Here is an 18448-nt window from a genome sequence, read left to right as displayed (position 1 = left end):
AGCAACACGGCCAGGAAACACCCGAATTCCGCGTGATCGAAAGACTTTCATGCTCATTGAGTTTATGAGATGTTCATATGAACATTTGAAGGGGTCGAATGTACTAAAAATATCAATAATCGACAGTCAGAACGGTAATTTCGCACATCAAAAGTAAATTTCCGAAAACTGTCACTTGAGGAAGCGTCCCCCTCAGATGAAAACGAGAGCGTTGCGACAAACCGATCAACAGGCGGTTTTTCGCGCAAAGTTTTTATTTGGGAGATTGAAAATCATGTTCCGTAAAACCCTGATGGCAGCCTGTGCAGTGTTTGCCCTTGGCAACACTGCACAGGCTGCAACCGAGATCACTTGGTGGCACGCAATGGATGGTGCACTTGGTGACGTCGTTAACCAGATCACCGAAGACTTCAACGCCAGCCAGGATGAATACAAACTCGTATCCATCAACAAGGGCGGTTACGAAGACACCATGACAGCCGGCATTGCAGCCTTCCGCGCAAAAAACCAGCCGAACATCATCCAGATCTTTGACGCCGGTGCTGCTACCATCATCAACGCCAAAGGCGCTGTTAAACCGGTTCAGGATCTGCTTGAAGCAAACAACGTCAAATTCGACATCAATGATTACATTCCGGGTGTCCGTTACTTCTATGCCGATTCTGACGGCAAGATGATTGGCATGCCGTTCAACAGCTCGACCCCGCTTCTGTATTACAACAAAGATGCATTGGCCAAAGCCGGTGTCGACGTGCCGAAAACCTGGCAGGAATTCGAAGCTGCAGCTCCGAAACTTAAAGAAGCCGGCTACACCGCGCTTGCACAGTCGCACAGCCCGTGGATTTTCTTTGAAAACTTCATGTCGCGTCACAACCTGCAGATGGCAACTGCCAATAACGGCTATGACAGCACCGACGTTGAAATCCTTTATAACAACGATGCTCTGAAAGATCACTGGCAGCACGTCAAGGATTGGAAAGACGCTGGTTACTATGGTTATTACGGCCGTGCATGGGGCGCAAACCAGGACGCCTTCGTCCAGCAACAAGTCGCAATGTGGATCGGTTCGTCCGGTTCGTTCGGCGGTCTTCGTAAATCTGCACAGTTCGAGTTCGGCGCTTCAACCCTGCCATATTGGGAAGGCACTGGCGACGCACCGAAATCAACCTTCATCGGTGGTGCTGCACTATTCGCATTCTCCGGCCATGATGCCGAACAGGATGCCGGTGTTGCCGAGTTCTTCAAATTCCTGACCAAACCGGAAACCCAGTATTACTGGCACAAAGAAACCGGTTATGTGCCGATCACCAATGCTGCTTATGAGTTGGCCAAAAAAGACGGCTACTACAAGGAAAGCCCGGATGCAGAAGTTGGCATCACCCAGCTTTCCGAAGAAGGCGGCGAGTGGACCAAAGGTTATCGTCTTGGGTTCTATGTCCAGATCCGTGAAGTGATCTATCGTGAAGTCGACAAGATCATGAACGGCGAAGAAACCGTTGATGCAGCCTTTGCGACCATCGAAGAAGAAGCAAACGGTCTTCTCAAGCGCTTCAACGATACCTATTCGAACTAATCTGCTTTTCGCCAAAGCGGGGCGGTCAAGGATTTGACCGCCCTGTTTTGCATTTCCTGATTTTGCCTTGAGGTTGCGTTCCCGATGAAGCGCGTACAATTTGAACACAGTGCGGTGCCATACCTGTTTATCGCGCCGCAAATTCTGATTATTTGCATATTTTTCCTGTGGCCTGCGGCCCAGGCGCTGTACCAGTCGTTTCTGCTCGAAGACGCCTTTGGCATGTCTTCACAGTTCGTCTGGTTCCGCAATTTTGAAGATGTTCTTTCAAGCAGTTCGTGGACCCGCTCTGCCATCTTCACCGTCGTGTTTTCCGTTATGGTTTCCGTGCTGTCGATCGCGATTTCACTGTTTCTTGCAGTGCGCGCCGATGAGGTGATCCGTGGGGCAAAATCCTATAAAACCCTTCTGATGTGGGGCTATGCGATTGCGCCACCGGTGGCAGGTCTTCTTGGCATCATGATGTTCAACCCACTCATGGGGGACCTTTATAAGGCTTTCAACAGTTTCGGGTTTGAATTCAATCACATCGAAAATGCCAATGACGCCGCCTTCATCGTAATTCTGATAGCCGTCTGGAAACAGGTCAGCGTCAACTTCATCTTCTTCTTGTCGGGGCTCCAGGGGATTCCGAAGTCGGTTCAAGAAGCAGCGACCCTTGACTGCAAGAGTCCCGAGCGTCGCTTCTGGACCATTACATTCCCGCTTTTGGCACCGACAACCTTCTTCCTGCTGGTGATCAACCTGACTTACGCCTTTTTCGAGACGTTCGGCATTATTGATGTGTCGACCAAAGGTGCACCGGGTGGTTCGACCGCGACCCTTGTTTACAAGGTGTATGTCGATGGCTTCCTTGGCGCGGATATGGGCGGTAGTGCTGCGCAGTCAGTCTTGCTGATGATCATGGTCAGTGTCCTGACCGTGTTCCAGTTCCGTTTCATTGAACGCAAAGTTCATTACTAGGGGGGCGTCATCATGTATCAGTCAAAATGGCGTATTTTCACCAACCACACCATTCTGGTGCTTGGGTCACTTTTCATGATCCTTCCGGTCTGGATAGCCTTTGCGTCATCAACCCATACACGTGAATATATCTTCCAGAATGGTCTGCAATTCTGGCCGGGTGGGGAGTTCTTCACCAACTATGGCGCAATCCTTTTTGACGCAGAAGCCACAAAGGGCAGGGTAACCGCGCTTGAGATGCTGTTTAACAGCATGGTGCTTGGCCTCGGCTTTGCGATCGGCAAGGTCATCATTTCGATGATGGCGGCTTACGCGATTGTCTATTTCCGCTTCAAACTGGCCGTGCCGCTGTTCTGGATCATTTTCTCAACCCTCTTGTTGCCTCTCGAAGTGCGCATCGTGCCGTCCTATGAGGTCGTGGCGAACCTTGGGTTGCTAAACAGCTATACCGGCCTGATCCTGCCATTGATCGCGTCTGCAACCGGAACATTCTTCTTCCGACAGTTTTACCGGTCCGTCCCGGACGAACTTCTTGAAGCCGCAAGGCTGGATGGCGCAGGGCCGCTTCGCTTCTTTATCGATATTCTGGTTCCGCTGTCGGTTACGATGATTGCTGCGATCTTCATCATCATGTTTGTGGTGGGTTGGAACCAGTATCTATGGCCGCTTCTGATGACCACGGATGATCAGCTCTACACCATCGTGATCGGGATCAAGCAGGTTTACAACTCGCTCTATGAAGGCGGGCAGATACCGCAGTTCCCGAAGGCATTCGCTCTGACAATCATGGCATCTGTCCCACCCGTACTGGTGGTGGTCATCTTCCAGCGCATGTTCATCAAGGGTCTGGTTGAGACGGAAAAATAACCCGGTCTTCCCTGATCCTTGCATAGAAAATAATTGATCCGAATACAGGATAACCAAGATGGCAACTGTTACGCTTAATCAGGCCCAGAAAACCTACCCGAACGGCTTCAAGGCCATTCACGGTATTGACCTTAAAATCGAGCATGGTGAGTTCACCGTTCTTGTCGGTCCGTCCGGCTGCGGCAAATCCACGCTGCTGCGTATGATCGCAGGCCTTGAAGGCATTTCCGACGGCGAAATCAGCATTGATGACAAGGTCGTGAACACCGTCGCCCCGGCGGATCGTGATATCGCCATGGTTTTTCAGAACTATGCGCTGTATCCGCATATGAACAACTACGACAACATGGCCTACGGCCTTAAGAACCGTGGGTACAGCAAGGCAGAGATCGACACCAAGGTCCGCGAAGCCGCACGTATTCTACAGCTTGAAGACCATCTTGAGCGCAAACCCCGTCAGCTTTCCGGTGGACAACGTCAACGTGTTGCCATGGGTCGTGCAATCGTACGCCAGCCGAAGGTCTTCTTGTTTGATGAACCATTGTCAAACCTTGACGCCAAGCTGCGTGTCGATATGCGTCTTGAGATCAAAAACCTGCAGCAACGCCTTGGAATTACATCTGTTTATGTCACCCATGATCAGGTGGAGGCGATGACACTGGCAGACCGTCTGATTGTCATGAATGGTGGTGTCGCCGAACAGATCGGCTCGCCGATTGACGTTTATGAAAAACCGGCAAGTCAGTTCGTTGCGGGCTTTATCGGGTCGCCGGCGATGAACTTCCTTAAAGGCAAGGTCTCGGACGACAAGAAGCATGTGACGGTTGGCGACGGTGTTGAACTGGAACTCGATCACGATGTCGAAGGTGGGCGCGAAGTCACTGTGGGCATCCGTCCGGAGCATCTCCAGATGCATAATGACGGTAACGGCCGCATTGATGCAGGTGTCCGCATGGTCGAATCACTCGGTGCAGAAACACTGGCCTATCTTGATTTCGGTGCAAATGCCGACAATGTAACGCTGCGCTTGCAGGGAACGCATCAGTTTGCACAAGGCGAGAAACTGAACCTGTCAGTGCCAGCCGACAAGATCCATCTGTTTGACATCGAAACCGGCAAACGCATCTGATCCGCGACAAAGATCGCAATCATCTCTCTGACGCCTCTGACGCAATGAATGTCAGGGGCGTTTTTATTTTGTGTTTGCCCAGTTTACCCTTGTCTCAAGCGGGCGGAACGAGGTAGTTCCTAGCGGCGAAAGTTAAGGAGTACACCGTGCAGACCGAACAGAAACAAGCGCTTTACCAAGAAGCAGAAAAAGAACTGATCAGCATCACTGAAGGCGAAACGGACGTGACCGCCCTTATGGCGTCCGTCTGCTGCATTCTTGCGCAGAAGTTCGACTATTATTTCTGGACCGGGTTCTACAACGTTGACCCGAAAAAGGAAAACGAGCTGGTCGTCGGGCCGTATCAGGGAACCCTTGGCTGCCTGCGCATACCGTTCGGTCGTGGTGTCTGTGGTGCGGCGGCATCGACACGCGAAACCCAGATCGTTGCCGATGTTCACGCATTTCCGGGGCATATCGCGTGCGATAGTCGAACCAATTCGGAAATCGTCGTCCCTCTGATCAATGCGGATGGACAGTTGATTGCTGTGCTCGACGTCGATAGTGTCGATGCCAATTCGTTCGATGAAACCGATCGCATTGCACTTGAAACTTTAATGCAGCGCATTTTTGCGCAATGATAACCCACAAGTCTCGATAAATTGGGACAGCGGACAACACAAACTTTGGAAGATAACCCATGGCTGGCAGTGTCAATAAAGTCATTCTCGTCGGGAACCTTGGCCGTGATCCTGAAATCCGGTTTACCCAAGCTGGCAAAAAGATCGCCAATTTCAGCATCGCAACCTCCGAACAGTGGCGTGACCGTCAGTCCGGCGAGCGTCGCGAACGCACCGAATGGCACCGCATTGTCGTGTTCAATGAAGGTCTCGCCGATGTGGTTGAGCGCTTTGTGAAAAAAGGCAGCAAGCTCTATATCGAAGGCCAGCTCCGTACCCGCAAATGGCAGGGACAGGATGGCAAAGACAACTACACCACCGAAGTGGTGCTTGAAGGCTTCAACTCCAACCTGACCATGCTCGATAACCGTGGCGGCGGTGAAGGCGGCGGCATGGGAGGTGGTTCATCCTCTGGTGGTGGCTATGGCGGCGGTCAGGACAGTGGCGGCGGCTTCGGTGGCGGCTCTGACGCTGGTTGGGGTAATGGTGGCTCTTCTTCGGGGGGCGGCTCAGCGCCGGCTGGTGCTCCGGATCTTGATGACGAGATCCCGTTCTAAGCAATAGCTTCAGACATTCGAATTCAAAACACCCCGAAACAGCCAGTGTTTCGGGGTGTTTTGCTTTGGTGCAACGCCTTGTTTACAAGCTTCTTTCCGGCCACGCATGGCATGGGACGGCACGATCAAATAATTTTCAGCTACGACACTATAAATGCTTAAGAAAATCTGATTTAAAATTGAACGTCACAATTGGTGAGGCGAGGGAGCCCGTTTTTGACCGGTCCGATATTTGGAACCCCGCGCATGGGGCAAAGCTATAACGTTCAGGACTGCGTCTATGCCGTTATCAAACGCGACAACGGCGACGTTGCCGTTGCCCGTACGCCAAAGGGGATCGTTCTTCTGGGCGGCGGGGTCGAGGACGGCGAAAGCGAACGTGATGCCCTCTATCGCGAAGCCTATGAAGAATCCGGTTATCGCGCCCGCATCGTCTCACGGCTTGGTTTTGCATCCCAGTATGTCAATAATGCCACAAAGGACCGTTATCGCTTAAAGCGTGCGACCTTCTTTGAATGCGAATTGACCGAAAAGCTTGGCCCACCAGTTGATCAGGATCACGAACTGGTTTGGATGCCCTACAAGAAAGCACATGAAAGCCTGTTGCGGCCATTTCACCGCTGGGCACTGGAATTTGTAAGCTAGCCGCAGCATTTCTTGAATTTCTTCCCGGAACCGCATGGGCAGGGATCGTTTCTACCGGTCTTATTTGCCCCCGAAGAGGCTACCGCACTGCCAGCATGCGACTGCGCATCCTGGAAAACACCATCAACGTAAAACCACTTGCCGTCGCGACGTTCGAAATTGGATCGTTCGTGAAGCTGGTGTTTGGTGCCATTTTCTTCAAAATGGGCAATGAATTCAACAATGCCTGTTTGATCCAGAATGCCGCCCGCAACAGATTCTATGATCTCCAATCCTGTCCAGTTGGTGCTGTCTTGCGAAACCGTATCGGCATTAAATCCGGAACGGTTTTCCTCTGCCAGTGTTGAAAGAAGATACCCTCCGTCACGCAGCACAAAGGCACAGTAGCGTGATCGCATCAGTTTTTCGGCCGTTTCGGCACTTGCGCGACCAGAATGATATTTCCCGCAGCAAGACGCGTAGGGTTCCCCAGTTCCAAAAGGGCAAGGCGCGTCTAAAGGCAAGGTGTGCATATCATCTCCGGGAACATTGGGTGTGGTAAAACGCTGTATAGGGCAGTCTTTTGCGATACCACAAGCCGGTAACCTGTGGAAAGCACCCCCTCATCATCCAATGGTCAAATCGAAGATCAAGCCCCGAAGGTCGAAATCAGGCAAATTGCCTTTGTTTCGCCGCATATCGATCCTAGCGTGAGTAATCAGCATTTTTATTACCCGACTGTTTTTGTCGGCTATACTTCCTAAGGTGCTGATATTGAGTGATTAATATAACTGAAACACTGGTCGGAAGTTCTTGACGGATTTGGTCGGGTTTAGGTATATTAATAAATGCGGGTGGGGGCCCAAAGGCACCGCCGGATCAACGTCCGGCCAATTGGCGGACATGAAAATTGTCGATTTGCTTCGAGTAAGGATGAGACACGATGAATGAACTTCTTATTAGCGTCTGCTGTCCTCTTCCATAGGTGACTTTGGAACGAGATGCGACCGGACCACAATATCTTCTCAGACAGAATCCGGTCGTCCACGTGAATTAATTCACAACCGATAGCGTTTGCACGTCATCCGTCTTTAGGCGGAATCCGTATTGAATACAGAACCCGACGTGTAAACCTCTCAGGAGGACATAGAATGAGCGCCATTAAATTACCAGCCGTTCCCCAGGAAGAGGGTTTCTCGGGTTATCTCCGTGAAGTCTGGAAATTCCCGATGCTGACGGCAGATGAAGAATACATGCTGGCCCACCGTTATCAGGACCATGATGACACCGAGGCCGCCCACAAACTTGTCACCAGTCACTTGCGCCTTGTTGCCAAGATTGCGTTTGGCTATCGCGGTTACGGTCTTCCGATGGCAGACCTTGTCGCAGAGGGCAATACTGGCCTGATGCGGGCCGTACAGAAGTTCGATCCGGAACGTGGTTTCCGTCTTTCGACCTATGCAATGTGGTGGATCCGGGCAGCCGTGACGGAATACATCCTCCAAAGCTGGTCGATGGTCAAACTCGGCACCATGGCGGCGCAGAAAAAGCTGTTCTTCAGCCTGCGCAAAGCCAAGCGTCAGCTTAACATTTATGACAATGGCGAACTTTCGCCAGAGGAAGCTGATCAGGTTGCCGAGAAACTTGGTGTGACCGGTCGTGAAGCGCTTGATATGAACCGTCGCCTGGCGGCACGGGATTTCTCGCTTAACACCCCGATGCCTAAAGACGAGGGGATGGAATATCTCGATACCCTGTCGTCAGATGCACCGAGCCCGGAAGCGCTGGTTGCCGATGCCGAAGAACGTGTTCTGCATAATGGCATGCTGAAGAATGCGCTTGGTGAATTGCCTGAACGTGAACAGGAAATCATCAAGGCCCGTTTCCTCAGCGATGATCCGATCACGCTGGAAAAGCTTGGCGAGCGTTTCGGCGTCAGCCGCGAACGTGTTCGCCAGCTGGAAGCACGTGCTTTCAAGAAAATTCAGGAAAGCGTCCTGACCCAGCATGCGGCAGCGTAACGCAAGCGCGACAGACCAAATCAAAAGGCGGCATCCTAATGGTGCCGCCTTTTTTCATGCCTTCATTCCCGGACCGTGCCGGATCCGCTTAACCTTTTGAGAGAACATCCCGCGACTTCGCAATGATTTCGATGGTCTTGTTCCAAAGCGCGTATTTTGTCACATCCTTGACGTTGACCCATTTTGCATCAGCTGCATCTCCACCAAGCGTAATGTCGGGATTAAGCGCCACCGCAACAAAATCGATCAGTGTGTAGTGATATTCGACCTTGTCGTCCTCGTTGGTGGAAATCATATCCACTGTATCGACAAGGATTGGACTTGAAATCTTCACCCCGGTTTCCTCAAGAACTTCGCGGCAAACGGCATCGCGCACCGTTTCGCCAAGTTCCTGTGCACCACCCGGAAGGCTCCAGGTCCCGACATGGGGTTCCTTGCCACGCTGGATCAAAAGAACATGGTCCTTGTGCCAGACAACGGCCCCAACCCCGACCAAAGGACGCGGCAAAAAGGTTCGCTGATCATCAAGCTCAGTAATCGTCATCATCTTCTTCCAAATCATCGTCCGGGTCAGGGACTTCGTGAACAACCTTGCCGGTCATTTCACGCGCACGAATGCCCGGTGTCCCAAGAAACTGTTCCTCAGACTCCGGGTGCAAGGACATCACAAAATCCGGTGATGGGGCGTCGCCAATGGCAAACTGCCTTGCGGTTTCATAGTCAGGGGCACGTACCTTGGCCGTCTTGATCCCGACCGAACCGTCATCATCGTAAATATATTCAACAATCCAGACCTGCAAAACGTCTCCACAACAATTCTAATCTGCGAATTACGGTTTGTTGGTTGCACCGCAAACTTGAATACTGCTATCACTTTAAGAACCGGGAACTAACAGGCTTAAAGTCCCAGCTTTGCCATATTCTCACGTACAATGACCAAAAGCCAAAGACTAATCTTACAGTTTTTGGTTCTTGGTATTTGGCTCTTTTGCACAGGTGGTCAATGAACGCCAAGCGCGATAATCACGATGATCCGGAAGACAAGGGTTCGGATCATGTCATTCCAAGTCCGGGTATGTTTGCCCGGATAAGAGCCTATTTCCTGACGGGTGTTCTTGTCAGCGCACCTCTTGCGATTACCTTCGGTCTTGCCTGGTGGTTTATCGAGTTCGTAGACAGCAAGGTCATTCCGTTAATCCCGGCCCATTACAACCCGGAATCCTATCTTCCGGTTGGTTATGAGGATTACGGGATTCCCGGTTTTGGCCTTTTGGTCATTATCGTGTTCATCACCGTTGTTGGCTGGTTCACCACCAACTTTGCCGGTCGAGCGTTAATTAAGCTTTACGAACGCATTCTTGGCCGTATTCCGGCGGTGCGCAGCATCTATGGCGCGGTAAAGCAGATCCTTGAAACGGTTCTGGCCAATCAATCCAATGCGTTTCGTCAGGCTGTATTGCTTGAATATCCGCGCCGCGGCATGTGGGCAATCGGCTTTATCACCGGCGAGACCACCGGCGAGGTTCAAAACCTGACCGAAGACAAGGTGATAAACATCTTCCTGCCAACCACGCCAAACCCGACTTCGGGCTTTTTGCTGTTCGTCCCGCGCCGAGATGTTGTCATCCTTGATATGACGGTCGAAGAAGCAATCAAGATGGTGATGTCGGGCGGCATTGTGACACCACCTGACCGCCGTCCGGAAGCCGAACGCAACCAGCCAAAGGTCGCAGCCAAGATCTATGAGGATGTCGACACCCTGCGTGAGAAGGAAAATGTACCCATTCTGATATCGCGTGACATTCCAGCACGGACAGAGAGCGCCGATCCCAAGGCAAAGGACGACAAGGCTCCCGAAGACGCTTAGAAATACAGCACTTTGCGGGATAAAGAAAAAACAAGGGCGCACCAACTGGTGCGCCCTTGTTTCTTATCCAGACCGGAAATATCGAACCGCTTCGTCACGTTCAAAAAGATACAGCAATAGCCGCAACGCATCTCCGCGGGTCTTTTGCAGGTCCGGGTCCCGTTCGACGATCAGACGCGCCTCATCGCGCGCAATTGCCAGCAAATCACCGTGAAGCTCCAGATTGGCAAGCCTGTATTCCTGAAGACCACTTTGTCGCGTCCCAAGAACTTCGCCAGCACCACGGAGCTTCAGATCCTCTTCAGCGATGATGAACCCGTCCTCGGTTTCGCGCATGATCTTGAGGCGGGCCTTTGAAACCTGACCAAGCGGACTGCCATAAAGCAGCAAACAGGTCGACGCAGCATCGCCACGACCAATCCGCCCGCGAAGCTGATGAAGCTGTGCCAGGCCAAAGCGTTCAGAATGTTCAATCACCATAATCGTGGCTTCCGGCACATTCACGCCGACCTCGATCACGGTGGTTGCGACAAGGATGGATGTGTCGCCATGGGCGAAGTTTTCCATCACCTCGTCCTTTTCCTTGCCCTTCATTTTCCCATGAACAAGGCCAACACGGTTCGCGCCAAACAGCTCCGCCAACACGCGGTAACGTTCCTCGGCTGCTTGCAGGTCGAGAACCTCGGAATCCTCTACAAGCGGGCATACCCAGTAAATCTTGGTACCACTGCGCATGGCACGCCCAATACCGGATATGACATCATCGACCTTGTCGATCGGCAAAACGCGGGTATCGACCGGCTTGCGCCCCGGTGGCTTTTCATCCAGCCGCGAAACTTCCATATCGCCAAACGCGGTCAGGGTCAGGGTGCGTGGAATAGGGGTGGCGGTCATGACCAGCACATCAACCGCCTGACCTTTGCCCGCCAGCATCAGGCGCTGGTGCACGCCAAAGCGATGCTGTTCATCGACAACCGCAAAAGCAAGGTCATGGAAGATCACATCATCCTGAAACAGGGCGTGCGTCCCGACCGCAATCTGAACTTCACCATTGGCAAAGCCTTCAAGCGCGGTTTTTCGGGTTTTTCCCTTGTCGCGCCCGGTCAGGATGGCGCATTTGATCCCGATTTGATCGAGCAGGGGAGAAATGGTCTCAAAGTGCTGGCGTGCAAGGATTTCCGTTGGCGCCATCAAGGCCGCCTGACGTCCGCATTCAACGGCATTGAGCATCGCCATCAGTGCGACGACGGTCTTGCCTGATCCCACATCGCCCTGAAGCAATCGCAACATCCGGCCTTCGCTTGCCATATCGTCATAGATATCACCAAGTGCACGTTGCTGTGCACCGGTCATGGCAAAGGGCAGGTGATTGCCGAGTGCTTCACGCAGCTGCCCATCGCCCTTGGTAACCCGCCCGCCAAGCTTGCGCATCTTTGCCCGGATCAAGGCCAGCGCCAACTGATTGGCCAGCAATTCATCATAAGCAAGGCGTTTGCGCGCCGGATGGTCTGGTGACAGGTCAGTTTCATCCTGCGGATTGTGAACGGTATGAAGTGCTGTTTTCAAATCGGGCCATTTGTTACGCGCGACCAAGGCCGGGTCATGCCATTCCGGCAAATCGGGCAACGTTTCAAGCGCGCCACGCACTGCCTTGGTCAGGGTCTTGCCCGTGACACCGGCCGACATCGGATAGACCGGCTCGACCGTCTGGATTTCAGAACGTTCTGCTTCTGTGCCGATCCGGTCGGGATGGGTGATCTGATATTCACCGCGATAATGATCGATCTTGCCAGATACAATCCGTTTTTCCCCAACCGGCAAAACGTCGTTCAGGTATTTGGCCCGAGCATTGAAAAACGCCAGAACAAGTGTTCCGCTGTGTGTTTTGCAGATCACGCGATAGGGACGTCGACGATTGGGGGCAGGGTCATGACGTTCGACCCAGACATCCATGGTAACGACCGAGCCATCAATGGTGTCCGAAAGGTCTGGCGAAAACCGACGATCAATAATGCCTGATGGCAAATGCCACAGCAGATCGGCCACGTGCTCCCCACCGATCAGGCGCGCTACCAGCGGCTTTAAGCGCGGACCGATACCGGCCAGCGTGTCAATTTCAGCAAAAAGCGGGAACAGAATTTCCGGGCGCATGTCGGTTTTCGTTGAAACTTTCGATGAGAACGTTAATAGAACAGTTGTGTTTATGGCACGGGTATACAACAAAACTATCCCGCCACAACCATCAAGTCATCATTTGATACAAAATGACCTGATCACAGCATGGACCCGTAGGAGATTTTGCCGTACAAACCATGCCACAGAACAGGCTGCAGTAGCCGCCCGCGAGGCGCTGCACAGGAAGTCAGGAGATCGAACAATGACCGACACCGTATCGGACCTTGAAATGCGCCGTAAAAAGCTGCTGTTCCGTGGAAGCCACCGTGGCACAAAGGAAAACGATATCCTGATGGGGCGTTTCATGGACAAGCATCTGGCGACCTTGACAGCAGAACAGCTTGATACATTTGAAATCCTGATCAACGAAGTTCCGGATGCCGATTTTTTCAAATGGGCCACCGGCAAGGAAGCGGCACCTGCGCAGTATGACACAGATGTCCTGCGCATGATCCGGGACCTGAGCAACGCCTGACAAGACATTGAACAAAACCAAAGAGATTATATCGACCAACGGTCGCAAACGGGCAGGCGGCGTGCCAGAAGGCGCGGACGCCCTGATTTTGCGCGAACTGCTTGATAGTGCGGGCAAGAACAAGACTGTTCTTCACGTTGCACGCGATGACAAGCGCATGGCCCAACTGGCCGAGGCATTGCAATTCTTTGCCGGTGAAATCGAAGTTCTGACACTGCCGGCTTGGGATTGCCTTCCGTATGATCGTGTTTCACCGATTTCAGAAGTTACTTCTCGCCGCGTTGAAACACTTACAACCCTTGCCGACAGCACGGAATCCGCCAACGGAAATGGCCGCATTGTCCTGACAACGGCCGCGTCAGCAATGCAGCGTGTACCCACCGTTGATGTCATGCGCAAGGGCAAGCTCGCCTTTAAGGCTGGTAGTGAATATGACCGCGCAGAACTGACGGCCTATTTTGAACGCATGGGCTATAACCGCGCAGAACAGGTCATGGAACCCGGCGACTATGCCGTGCGTGGTGACATCGTCGATATCTTTGCGCCGGGCATGAAAGAACCGGTGCGACTTGATTTCTTTGGTGACGAGATCGAAAGCATCCGTCGCTTTGACGTGGAAACCCAGCGCACGGTGGGCAAGGTCAAGGAAATTTCCCTTCTGCCGGTCGGCGAGGTCTATCTTGACCCCGATAGTATTTCGCGTTTTCGCAGTGGTTATCGCGAGCTTTTTGGTGCGGTGTCGCAGACTGATCCGCTTTATGAGTCGATTTCCAACGGCCTGAAGTATGGCGGGATGGAACATTGGCTGCCGCTGTTCCATGATGGCTTGGATACGATCTTTGCCTATTTGCCCGAAACCATCGTCAGTCTTGATTATCAATTTGGTGAGGTCATCGAAAACCGCCTTGAGATGATCGACGACTATTATCAGGCACGTCTGAACATCAAGGGCGGCGGCCTTTCAGGCGATAATGTCTATAAACCGGTGCCACCAGAAAGACTTTACCTTGATCAGGCAGAGTTTGACCGCATGTTGTCAGACCGCCCGGTTCTGGAATTCTCGCCATACTACGATGATGAGAACCCGGAACGCGGCATTTATGATCTTGGTGCGCGGGCAGGGCGTGATTTTGGCGATGTCCGCGCCCGTGCCGACGTCAATCTATATGACGAACTCCGTGATTTTATCACGAGCCAACGCGGCAAAGAAAATCAGGTCGTAATCGCGACCTATTCCGATGGGTCACGTGATCGGATCGTGTCATTGCTGCGCGAACATGGTGTGGGAAAAGTCGTTACCTGCGAATGCTGGGAAGATGTGACAGATGATCTGACACATGAGCATGTCGGCGTGGTCATTCTGGATATTGAACGTGGGTTCCGGCGTGAAGGCCTTTGGTTCGTTACCGAACAGGATATTCTTGGCGACCGTATGAGCCGCCCGGGTGGCCGACGTCGCAAGGCCGACAATTTCCTGCGCGAAGCCTCTGAGATATCCGAAGGTGACCTTGTCGTTCACCTTGAACACGGTATCGGGCGTTATCTGGGCCTGAAAACCGTCACAGCCGGCGGTGCGCCGCACGACTGTCTGGAGCTCGAATATGACGGCGGCGACAAACTGTTCGTCCCGGTCGAGAATATCGAGGTCCTGTCGCGCTATGGCTCGGACGAGGGTGTCTCGATCCTTGATAAGCTTGGCGGTGTCGCCTGGCAGGCGCGCAAGGCCAAGCTGCGTGAGCGCATCCGTGATATGGCCGGCAAGCTGATCAAGATTGCCGCTGAACGTCATCTGCGCAAGGGCGCAACGCTTCAGGCCCCCGAAGGCGCCTATGACGAGTTCTGTGCAGGCTTCCCGTTTGCCGAGACCGAAGATCAGGCACGTGCGATCCGCGATACGCTGGATGATTTGTCGGCAGGCAAGCCGATGGATCGTCTTGTCTGCGGTGATGTCGGTTTTGGCAAAACAGAAGTCGCCATGCGTGCGGCATTCGCAGCCGTAATGTCAGGCAAACAGGTCGCTGTGGTAGCCCCGACAACCCTTTTGTGCCGTCAGCATTACCTGAACTTCAAGGAACGCTTCGAAGGTTTGCCGGTCCGGGTAGAGCAGCTTTCACGTCTTGTGACGGGCAAGAATGCCAAACTGGTCAAAGACAATATCGAAAGTGGCCATGTTGATATCGTCTGCGGCACCCATGCGCTTCTGGGCAATGGCGTCCATTTCAAGGACCTTGGCCTGCTGATTGTCGATGAAGAACAGCATTTTGGCGTCAAGCATAAGGAACGCCTCAAGGAACTGAAGTCCGACGTCCATGTTCTGACACTGACGGCAACTCCGATCCCGCGAACCTTGCAGCTGGCACTGACCGGGGTGAAGGAACTGTCGATCATTGCCACACCACCGGTCGACCGTCTGGCTGTGCGGACCTATATCACGCCCTATGACCCGGTTGTCGTGCGCGAGGCTATCCTGCGCGAACGTCACCGTGGCGGTCAGATTTTCTATGTCTGCCCGCGTGTCAATGAATTGGGTCGGGTTGCCAAGGAGCTCGAAGCCCTGGTGCCGGAAATCAAGTTTGATGTCGCCCATGGCCAGATGGGGGCGCGTGACCTTGAACAGGTCATGACAGATTTCACCGACCGGAAGTTTGACCTGTTGCTTGCGACCAATATCATTGAGTCGGGTATTGATGTCCCAAATGCCAACACGATGATCATCCATCGGGCCGATATGTTCGGCTTGGCACAGCTTTATCAGTTGCGTGGTCGTATCGGGCGTTCCAAGCAGCGCGCCTATGCCTATCTGACACTGCCAAATGGCAAGAAGCTGACGGCAACGGCGCTTAAACGCCTTGAAGTCATGCAGACCCTTGATAGCCTCGGTGCTGGCTTTAACCTCGCCAGCCACGATCTTGATATTCGCGGGGCAGGGAACCTCCTTGGTGAAGAACAATCGGGTCACATCAAGGAAGTCGGGATCGAGCTGTATCAGCAGATGATCGAAGAAGCCGTGGCTGAGGCCAAAGGCGAGATTGACGCATCCGAAGAAGCCAGCTTCGTCCCGCAGATCAATATCGGTATGCCGGTTCTGATCCCGGATCGCTACGTACCGGATCTTGGTGTGCGACTTGGTCTTTATCGCCGTATTTCCGAGCTTCGTTCGCGTGAAGAGGTTGACCAGTTTGCCGCGGAAATGATTGACCGTTTTGGCAAGCTGCCCAAGGAAGTCGAAAACCTTCTGGATGTTGTCACCATCAAACAATGGTGCCGGGTTGCAAATGTCGAGAAACTTGATGCAGGCCCGAAAGGGGCACTCATCACGCTTCGCAATAACGAGTTCCCGAACCCAGGTGGTTTGATCGGCTTTATCCAGCAACAGGTTGGCGTGGCACGTCTGCGCCCCGATCATAAAATCGTCTATGCCGCGGGCTGGGATGGGCCGACCGACCGGCTTGAAGGCCTGAAACGCTTGATGAAGCGATTGTCAGATATTGCAGTCAACACATAAAGAAAAGGCGGGTAACATGTTGTTATCCCGCCTTTTCTTTTTTCAACGCCCGCCATCCATCAGACCGGAATTTCTTCCTGTCGGGCCAATCGGATCATCCGTTGCAAGATGTCTGGTTCCTGTGCCCCGGAAAGGGCATGACGGCTGTTAAACAGGAAGCAAGGCACCCCGGTGACGCCCATCTGATGGGCCACACGGTTTTCCTGACCGACAAATTCCCGGTCCATATCACCCGCAAGGTATTCAAGGATTTCGGTTCTGTCTTCGCCATGCCGGACAGCAATATCAGCCAGAAGTTCCTGATCACCGATATCCTGACCTTCAAGGAAATAGGCCACAAACAGATCTTCGACCAGATCATTGCCAACCGCCGGACGTTCGGCGCAAACCTTGTAGATCAGGCGATGAGAGTCCGTTGAATCCGGTGTGACCTTGATTTGATCAAACTTAAACGGAATGCCAACGGCCGCACCAGCATCCTCAATCGCCTTGTAAACCCGTTCGGCACTCTCAGCCCCGCCAAACTTGGCCGAAAGATAGAGTTTACGGTCGATGCCGCCGGTGGGCATATCGGGATTCAGCAAGAAAGGGCGCCAATGAATGATCAGGTTATCAAGCGTTTCGCGCGCCAAAGCTTTTTCGAGGCGTTTCTTGCCGATATAGCACCACGGACAAATTGTATCGACGATCGCCTCGATCCTGATGGGCGAATTTGAAGGTTCACTTTGTCCGAACTGCCAGTTCATGTCACTTTATCCATGTAAGAAAGACGTTCCGGCAGCCAGCGGTGCAATCCCGAGATGGTCGGCAACCGTTTGCCCGATATCGGCAAAGGTTTCACGCATCCCGAGCGGACCCGGGGCAATTGCCGGTCCAAAAGCAAGGATCGGTACAAATTCGCGCGTGTGGTCATTGCCACGCCAGGTCGGATCACATCCATGATCAGCCGTAATAATCACCAGATCACCGGGTTGAAGAGCCGCACGCAATTCCGGAATTCGTTTATCAAATTCTTCAAGCGCGTTGGCATATCCGGCGACATCGCGACGGTGACCGAATTCCATGTCGAAGTCCACAAGGTTGGTGAACACAATGCTGTTATCCGGGGCCTCGGCAATCTCGCCCATCATGGCGTCAAACAGGGCCATATTGCCTGCTGCCTTGACCTTTTTGGCAATCCCGCGATGGGCATAGATATCGGCGATTTTACCAACCGAGATCACCTCGCCGCCTGCATCGCTAAACAGATCAAGAAGGGTCGGTTTCACCGGCGGTACCGCAAGATCACGCCGGTTTGACGTCCGCTTGAAATCAGCGGGAGTTTCACCGACGAATGGTCGGGCAATCACGCGCCCGATGTTATAGGGCTCAACCAGTTTGAAGGCGATTTCGCAGACCTCATAAAGGCGGTCCAGACCGAAATGTTCCTCGTGGGCGGCGATCTGGAACACGCTATCGGCCGAGGTATAGCAAATCGGTTTTCCGGTTTTGATATGCTCTTCGCCAAGTTCGGCGATGATGGTCGTGCCCGATGCATGGCAGTTACCGATGATACCCGGTAGTTTGGCCTGTTCGATCAGGGCATCAGTCAGTTCCGCAGGGAAGGTCGGAACGGTCAGGGGGAAATACCCCCAATCGAAATCCACTGGCACACCGGCAATTTCCCAATGACCGCTTGGCGTATCCTTGCCACGTGAGATTTCCTTGGCATGGCCAAATGCGCCAATCATCGCACCGCCATGATCAAGTCCAGGCGGGACACGCCCCGTCGCATCCTTGGCGGCTTCACCAAGACCGAGTGCAACCATGTTCGGTACATTCAAAGGACCGCTGCGTTTGTCACTATCGGCAAGGCCTTTGGCGCATTGTTCGGCAATATGGCCAAGGGTATCGGAACCCTGATCACCAAATTTTGCCGCGTCCGGTGCCGAACCGATCCCAAAACTGTCCGCCACGATAATGATGGCACGTGCCATTGATGTCTTCCTTCAAACCTGATCCGGGCAATGTGATCACCCGCAGATAGTCATAAA

The 18448-nt window shown here is 53.0% G+C and carries 17 protein-coding genes; 11 read left to right on the top strand and 6 right to left on the bottom strand.

The features are described from left to right. Nucleotides 1-274 precede the first annotated feature (274 nt). From HED22_RS01930 to HED22_RS01900, 7 genes are all read left to right on the top strand, one after another. A complete protein-coding gene (locus HED22_RS01930; RefSeq protein WP_167718311.1) occupies nt 275-1573 on the top strand; it encodes an extracellular solute-binding protein in 1299 nt (432 codons plus the stop codon). A gap of 84 nt (nt 1574-1657) precedes the next feature. Then, on the top strand, nt 1658-2536 hold the full coding sequence (locus tag HED22_RS01925) for an ABC transporter permease subunit (protein WP_167718309.1): 879 nt from the start codon (nt 1658-1660) through the stop codon (nt 2534-2536). Between the two features lie 12 nt (nt 2537-2548). Then, nucleotides 2549-3403 (top strand): sn-glycerol-3-phosphate ABC transporter permease UgpE, encoded by an 855-nt coding sequence (gene ugpE / locus HED22_RS01920; protein ID WP_167718307.1) that lies wholly within the window; start codon nt 2549-2551, stop codon nt 3401-3403. Between the two features lie 58 nt (nt 3404-3461). Further along, the gene (locus tag HED22_RS01915; protein ID WP_167718305.1) at nt 3462-4532 is read left to right on the top strand and encodes a sn-glycerol-3-phosphate import ATP-binding protein UgpC; all 1071 of its coding nucleotides are present in this window, start codon (nt 3462-3464) and stop codon (nt 4530-4532) included. 146 nt (nt 4533-4678) lie between these two features. Continuing rightward, nucleotides 4679-5152 carry a GAF domain-containing protein gene (locus HED22_RS01910; protein WP_167718303.1) on the top strand — a complete coding sequence of 158 codons (474 nt, stop codon included), beginning with the start codon at nt 4679-4681 and terminating at the stop codon, nt 5150-5152. Nucleotides 5153-5211: 59 nt separating this feature from the next. Then, nucleotides 5212-5748 carry a single-stranded DNA-binding protein gene (ssb, locus tag HED22_RS01905; RefSeq protein ID WP_167718301.1) on the top strand — a complete coding sequence of 179 codons (537 nt, stop codon included), beginning with the start codon at nt 5212-5214 and terminating at the stop codon, nt 5746-5748. A 216-nt stretch (nt 5749-5964) separates the two neighbouring features. Then, entirely contained in the window at nt 5965-6393 is a 429-nt protein-coding gene (locus HED22_RS01900; RefSeq protein WP_167718300.1) for an NUDIX hydrolase, read from the top strand. Here the strand turns inward: HED22_RS01900 and HED22_RS01895 are convergent. Beyond that, nucleotides 6390-6905 carry a YchJ family protein gene (locus tag HED22_RS01895; protein WP_167718298.1) on the bottom strand — a complete coding sequence of 172 codons (516 nt, stop codon included), beginning with the start codon at nt 6903-6905 and terminating at the stop codon, nt 6390-6392. The two genes, HED22_RS01900 and HED22_RS01895, sit on opposite strands and share 4 nt — an antisense overlap. 618 nt (nt 6906-7523) lie before the next feature. Here HED22_RS01895 and rpoH point away from each other — a divergent pair. Continuing rightward, the gene (rpoH, locus tag HED22_RS01890; protein WP_167718296.1) at nt 7524-8393 is read left to right on the top strand and encodes an RNA polymerase sigma factor RpoH; all 870 of its coding nucleotides are present in this window, start codon (nt 7524-7526) and stop codon (nt 8391-8393) included. 88 nt (nt 8394-8481) lie between these two features. On the opposite strand, the gene HED22_RS01885 is transcribed toward rpoH, so the two are convergent. Both HED22_RS01885 and HED22_RS01880 read right to left on the bottom strand, forming a co-directional pair. Continuing rightward, nucleotides 8482-8937, bottom strand: coding sequence for an NUDIX hydrolase (locus HED22_RS01885; protein ID WP_167718294.1), 456 nt, complete (start codon nt 8935-8937; stop codon nt 8482-8484). Further along, entirely contained in the window at nt 8924-9193 is a 270-nt protein-coding gene (locus tag HED22_RS01880; protein WP_167718292.1) for a hypothetical protein, read from the bottom strand. Before HED22_RS01880 ends, HED22_RS01885 begins: the two co-directional genes overlap by 14 nt. 203 nt (nt 9194-9396) lie before the next feature. On the opposite strand from HED22_RS01880, the gene HED22_RS01875 reads away from it, so the two are divergent. Next, on the top strand, nt 9397-10260 hold the full coding sequence (locus tag HED22_RS01875) for a DUF502 domain-containing protein (RefSeq protein ID WP_167718290.1): 864 nt from the start codon (nt 9397-9399) through the stop codon (nt 10258-10260). A gap of 63 nt (nt 10261-10323) precedes the next feature. On the opposite strand, the gene recG is transcribed toward HED22_RS01875, so the two are convergent. Then, nucleotides 10324-12411 carry an ATP-dependent DNA helicase RecG gene (recG, locus tag HED22_RS01870; protein ID WP_167718288.1) on the bottom strand — a complete coding sequence of 696 codons (2088 nt, stop codon included), beginning with the start codon at nt 12409-12411 and terminating at the stop codon, nt 10324-10326. A 226-nt stretch (nt 12412-12637) separates the two neighbouring features. Between recG and HED22_RS01865 the strand changes: the two genes are divergently transcribed. Beyond that, nucleotides 12638-12910, top strand: a complete 273-nt coding sequence (locus HED22_RS01865; RefSeq protein WP_064789235.1) for a succinate dehydrogenase assembly factor 2 — start codon at nt 12638-12640, stop codon at nt 12908-12910. Between the two features lie 7 nt (nt 12911-12917). Next, nucleotides 12918-16415: a transcription-repair coupling factor gene (gene mfd / locus HED22_RS01860; RefSeq protein ID WP_167718286.1), complete on the top strand. Its 3498-nt coding sequence runs from the start codon at nt 12918-12920 to the stop codon at nt 16413-16415. 59 nt (nt 16416-16474) lie between these two features. Here mfd and HED22_RS01855 read toward each other — a convergent pair whose 3' ends face one another. Together HED22_RS01855 and HED22_RS01850 are read right to left on the bottom strand one after the other, a co-directional pair. Then, the gene (locus HED22_RS01855; RefSeq protein ID WP_167718284.1) at nt 16475-17161 is read right to left on the bottom strand and encodes a DsbA family oxidoreductase; all 687 of its coding nucleotides are present in this window, start codon (nt 17159-17161) and stop codon (nt 16475-16477) included. 6 nt (nt 17162-17167) lie between these two features. Beyond that, nucleotides 17168-18391, bottom strand: coding sequence for a phosphopentomutase (locus HED22_RS01850; protein WP_167718282.1), 1224 nt, complete (start codon nt 18389-18391; stop codon nt 17168-17170). Nucleotides 18392-18448 lie beyond the last annotated feature (57 nt).

Source organism: Thalassospira sp. HF15, from assembly GCF_011806525.1.
Classification (GTDB): domain Bacteria; phylum Pseudomonadota; class Alphaproteobacteria; order Rhodospirillales; family Thalassospiraceae; genus Thalassospira.
Note: the sequence above shows the minus strand (reverse complement) of the source record. Positions and strands in the feature narration are given on the sequence as shown.

What these genes read in the sequence shown, in the direction of transcription:
- HED22_RS01875 (WP_167718290.1), top strand. Translation starts at nt 9,397, where the DNA reads ATGAACGCCAAGCGCGATAATCACGATGATCCGGAAGACAAGGGTTCG.
- rpoH (WP_167718296.1), top strand. Translation starts at nt 7,524, where the DNA reads ATGAGCGCCATTAAATTACCAGCCGTTCCCCAGGAAGAGGGTTTCTCG.
- HED22_RS01895 (WP_167718298.1), bottom strand. Translation starts at nt 6,905, where the DNA reads ATGCACACCTTGCCTTTAGACGCGCCTTGCCCTTTTGGAACTGGGGAA.
- HED22_RS01915 (WP_167718305.1), top strand. Translation starts at nt 3,462, where the DNA reads ATGGCAACTGTTACGCTTAATCAGGCCCAGAAAACCTACCCGAACGGC.
- HED22_RS01925 (WP_167718309.1), top strand. Translation starts at nt 1,658, where the DNA reads ATGAAGCGCGTACAATTTGAACACAGTGCGGTGCCATACCTGTTTATC.
- HED22_RS01930 (WP_167718311.1), top strand. Translation starts at nt 275, where the DNA reads ATGTTCCGTAAAACCCTGATGGCAGCCTGTGCAGTGTTTGCCCTTGGC.
- HED22_RS01855 (WP_167718284.1), bottom strand. Translation starts at nt 17,161, where the DNA reads ATGAACTGGCAGTTCGGACAAAGTGAACCTTCAAATTCGCCCATCAGG.
- HED22_RS01850 (WP_167718282.1), bottom strand. Translation starts at nt 18,391, where the DNA reads ATGGCACGTGCCATCATTATCGTGGCGGACAGTTTTGGGATCGGTTCG.
- HED22_RS01885 (WP_167718294.1), bottom strand. Translation starts at nt 8,937, where the DNA reads ATGACGATTACTGAGCTTGATGATCAGCGAACCTTTTTGCCGCGTCCT.
- ssb (WP_167718301.1), top strand. Translation starts at nt 5,212, where the DNA reads ATGGCTGGCAGTGTCAATAAAGTCATTCTCGTCGGGAACCTTGGCCGT.
- recG (WP_167718288.1), bottom strand. Translation starts at nt 12,411, where the DNA reads ATGCGCCCGGAAATTCTGTTCCCGCTTTTTGCTGAAATTGACACGCTG.
- HED22_RS01865 (WP_064789235.1), top strand. Translation starts at nt 12,638, where the DNA reads ATGACCGACACCGTATCGGACCTTGAAATGCGCCGTAAAAAGCTGCTG.
- ugpE (WP_167718307.1), top strand. Translation starts at nt 2,549, where the DNA reads ATGTATCAGTCAAAATGGCGTATTTTCACCAACCACACCATTCTGGTG.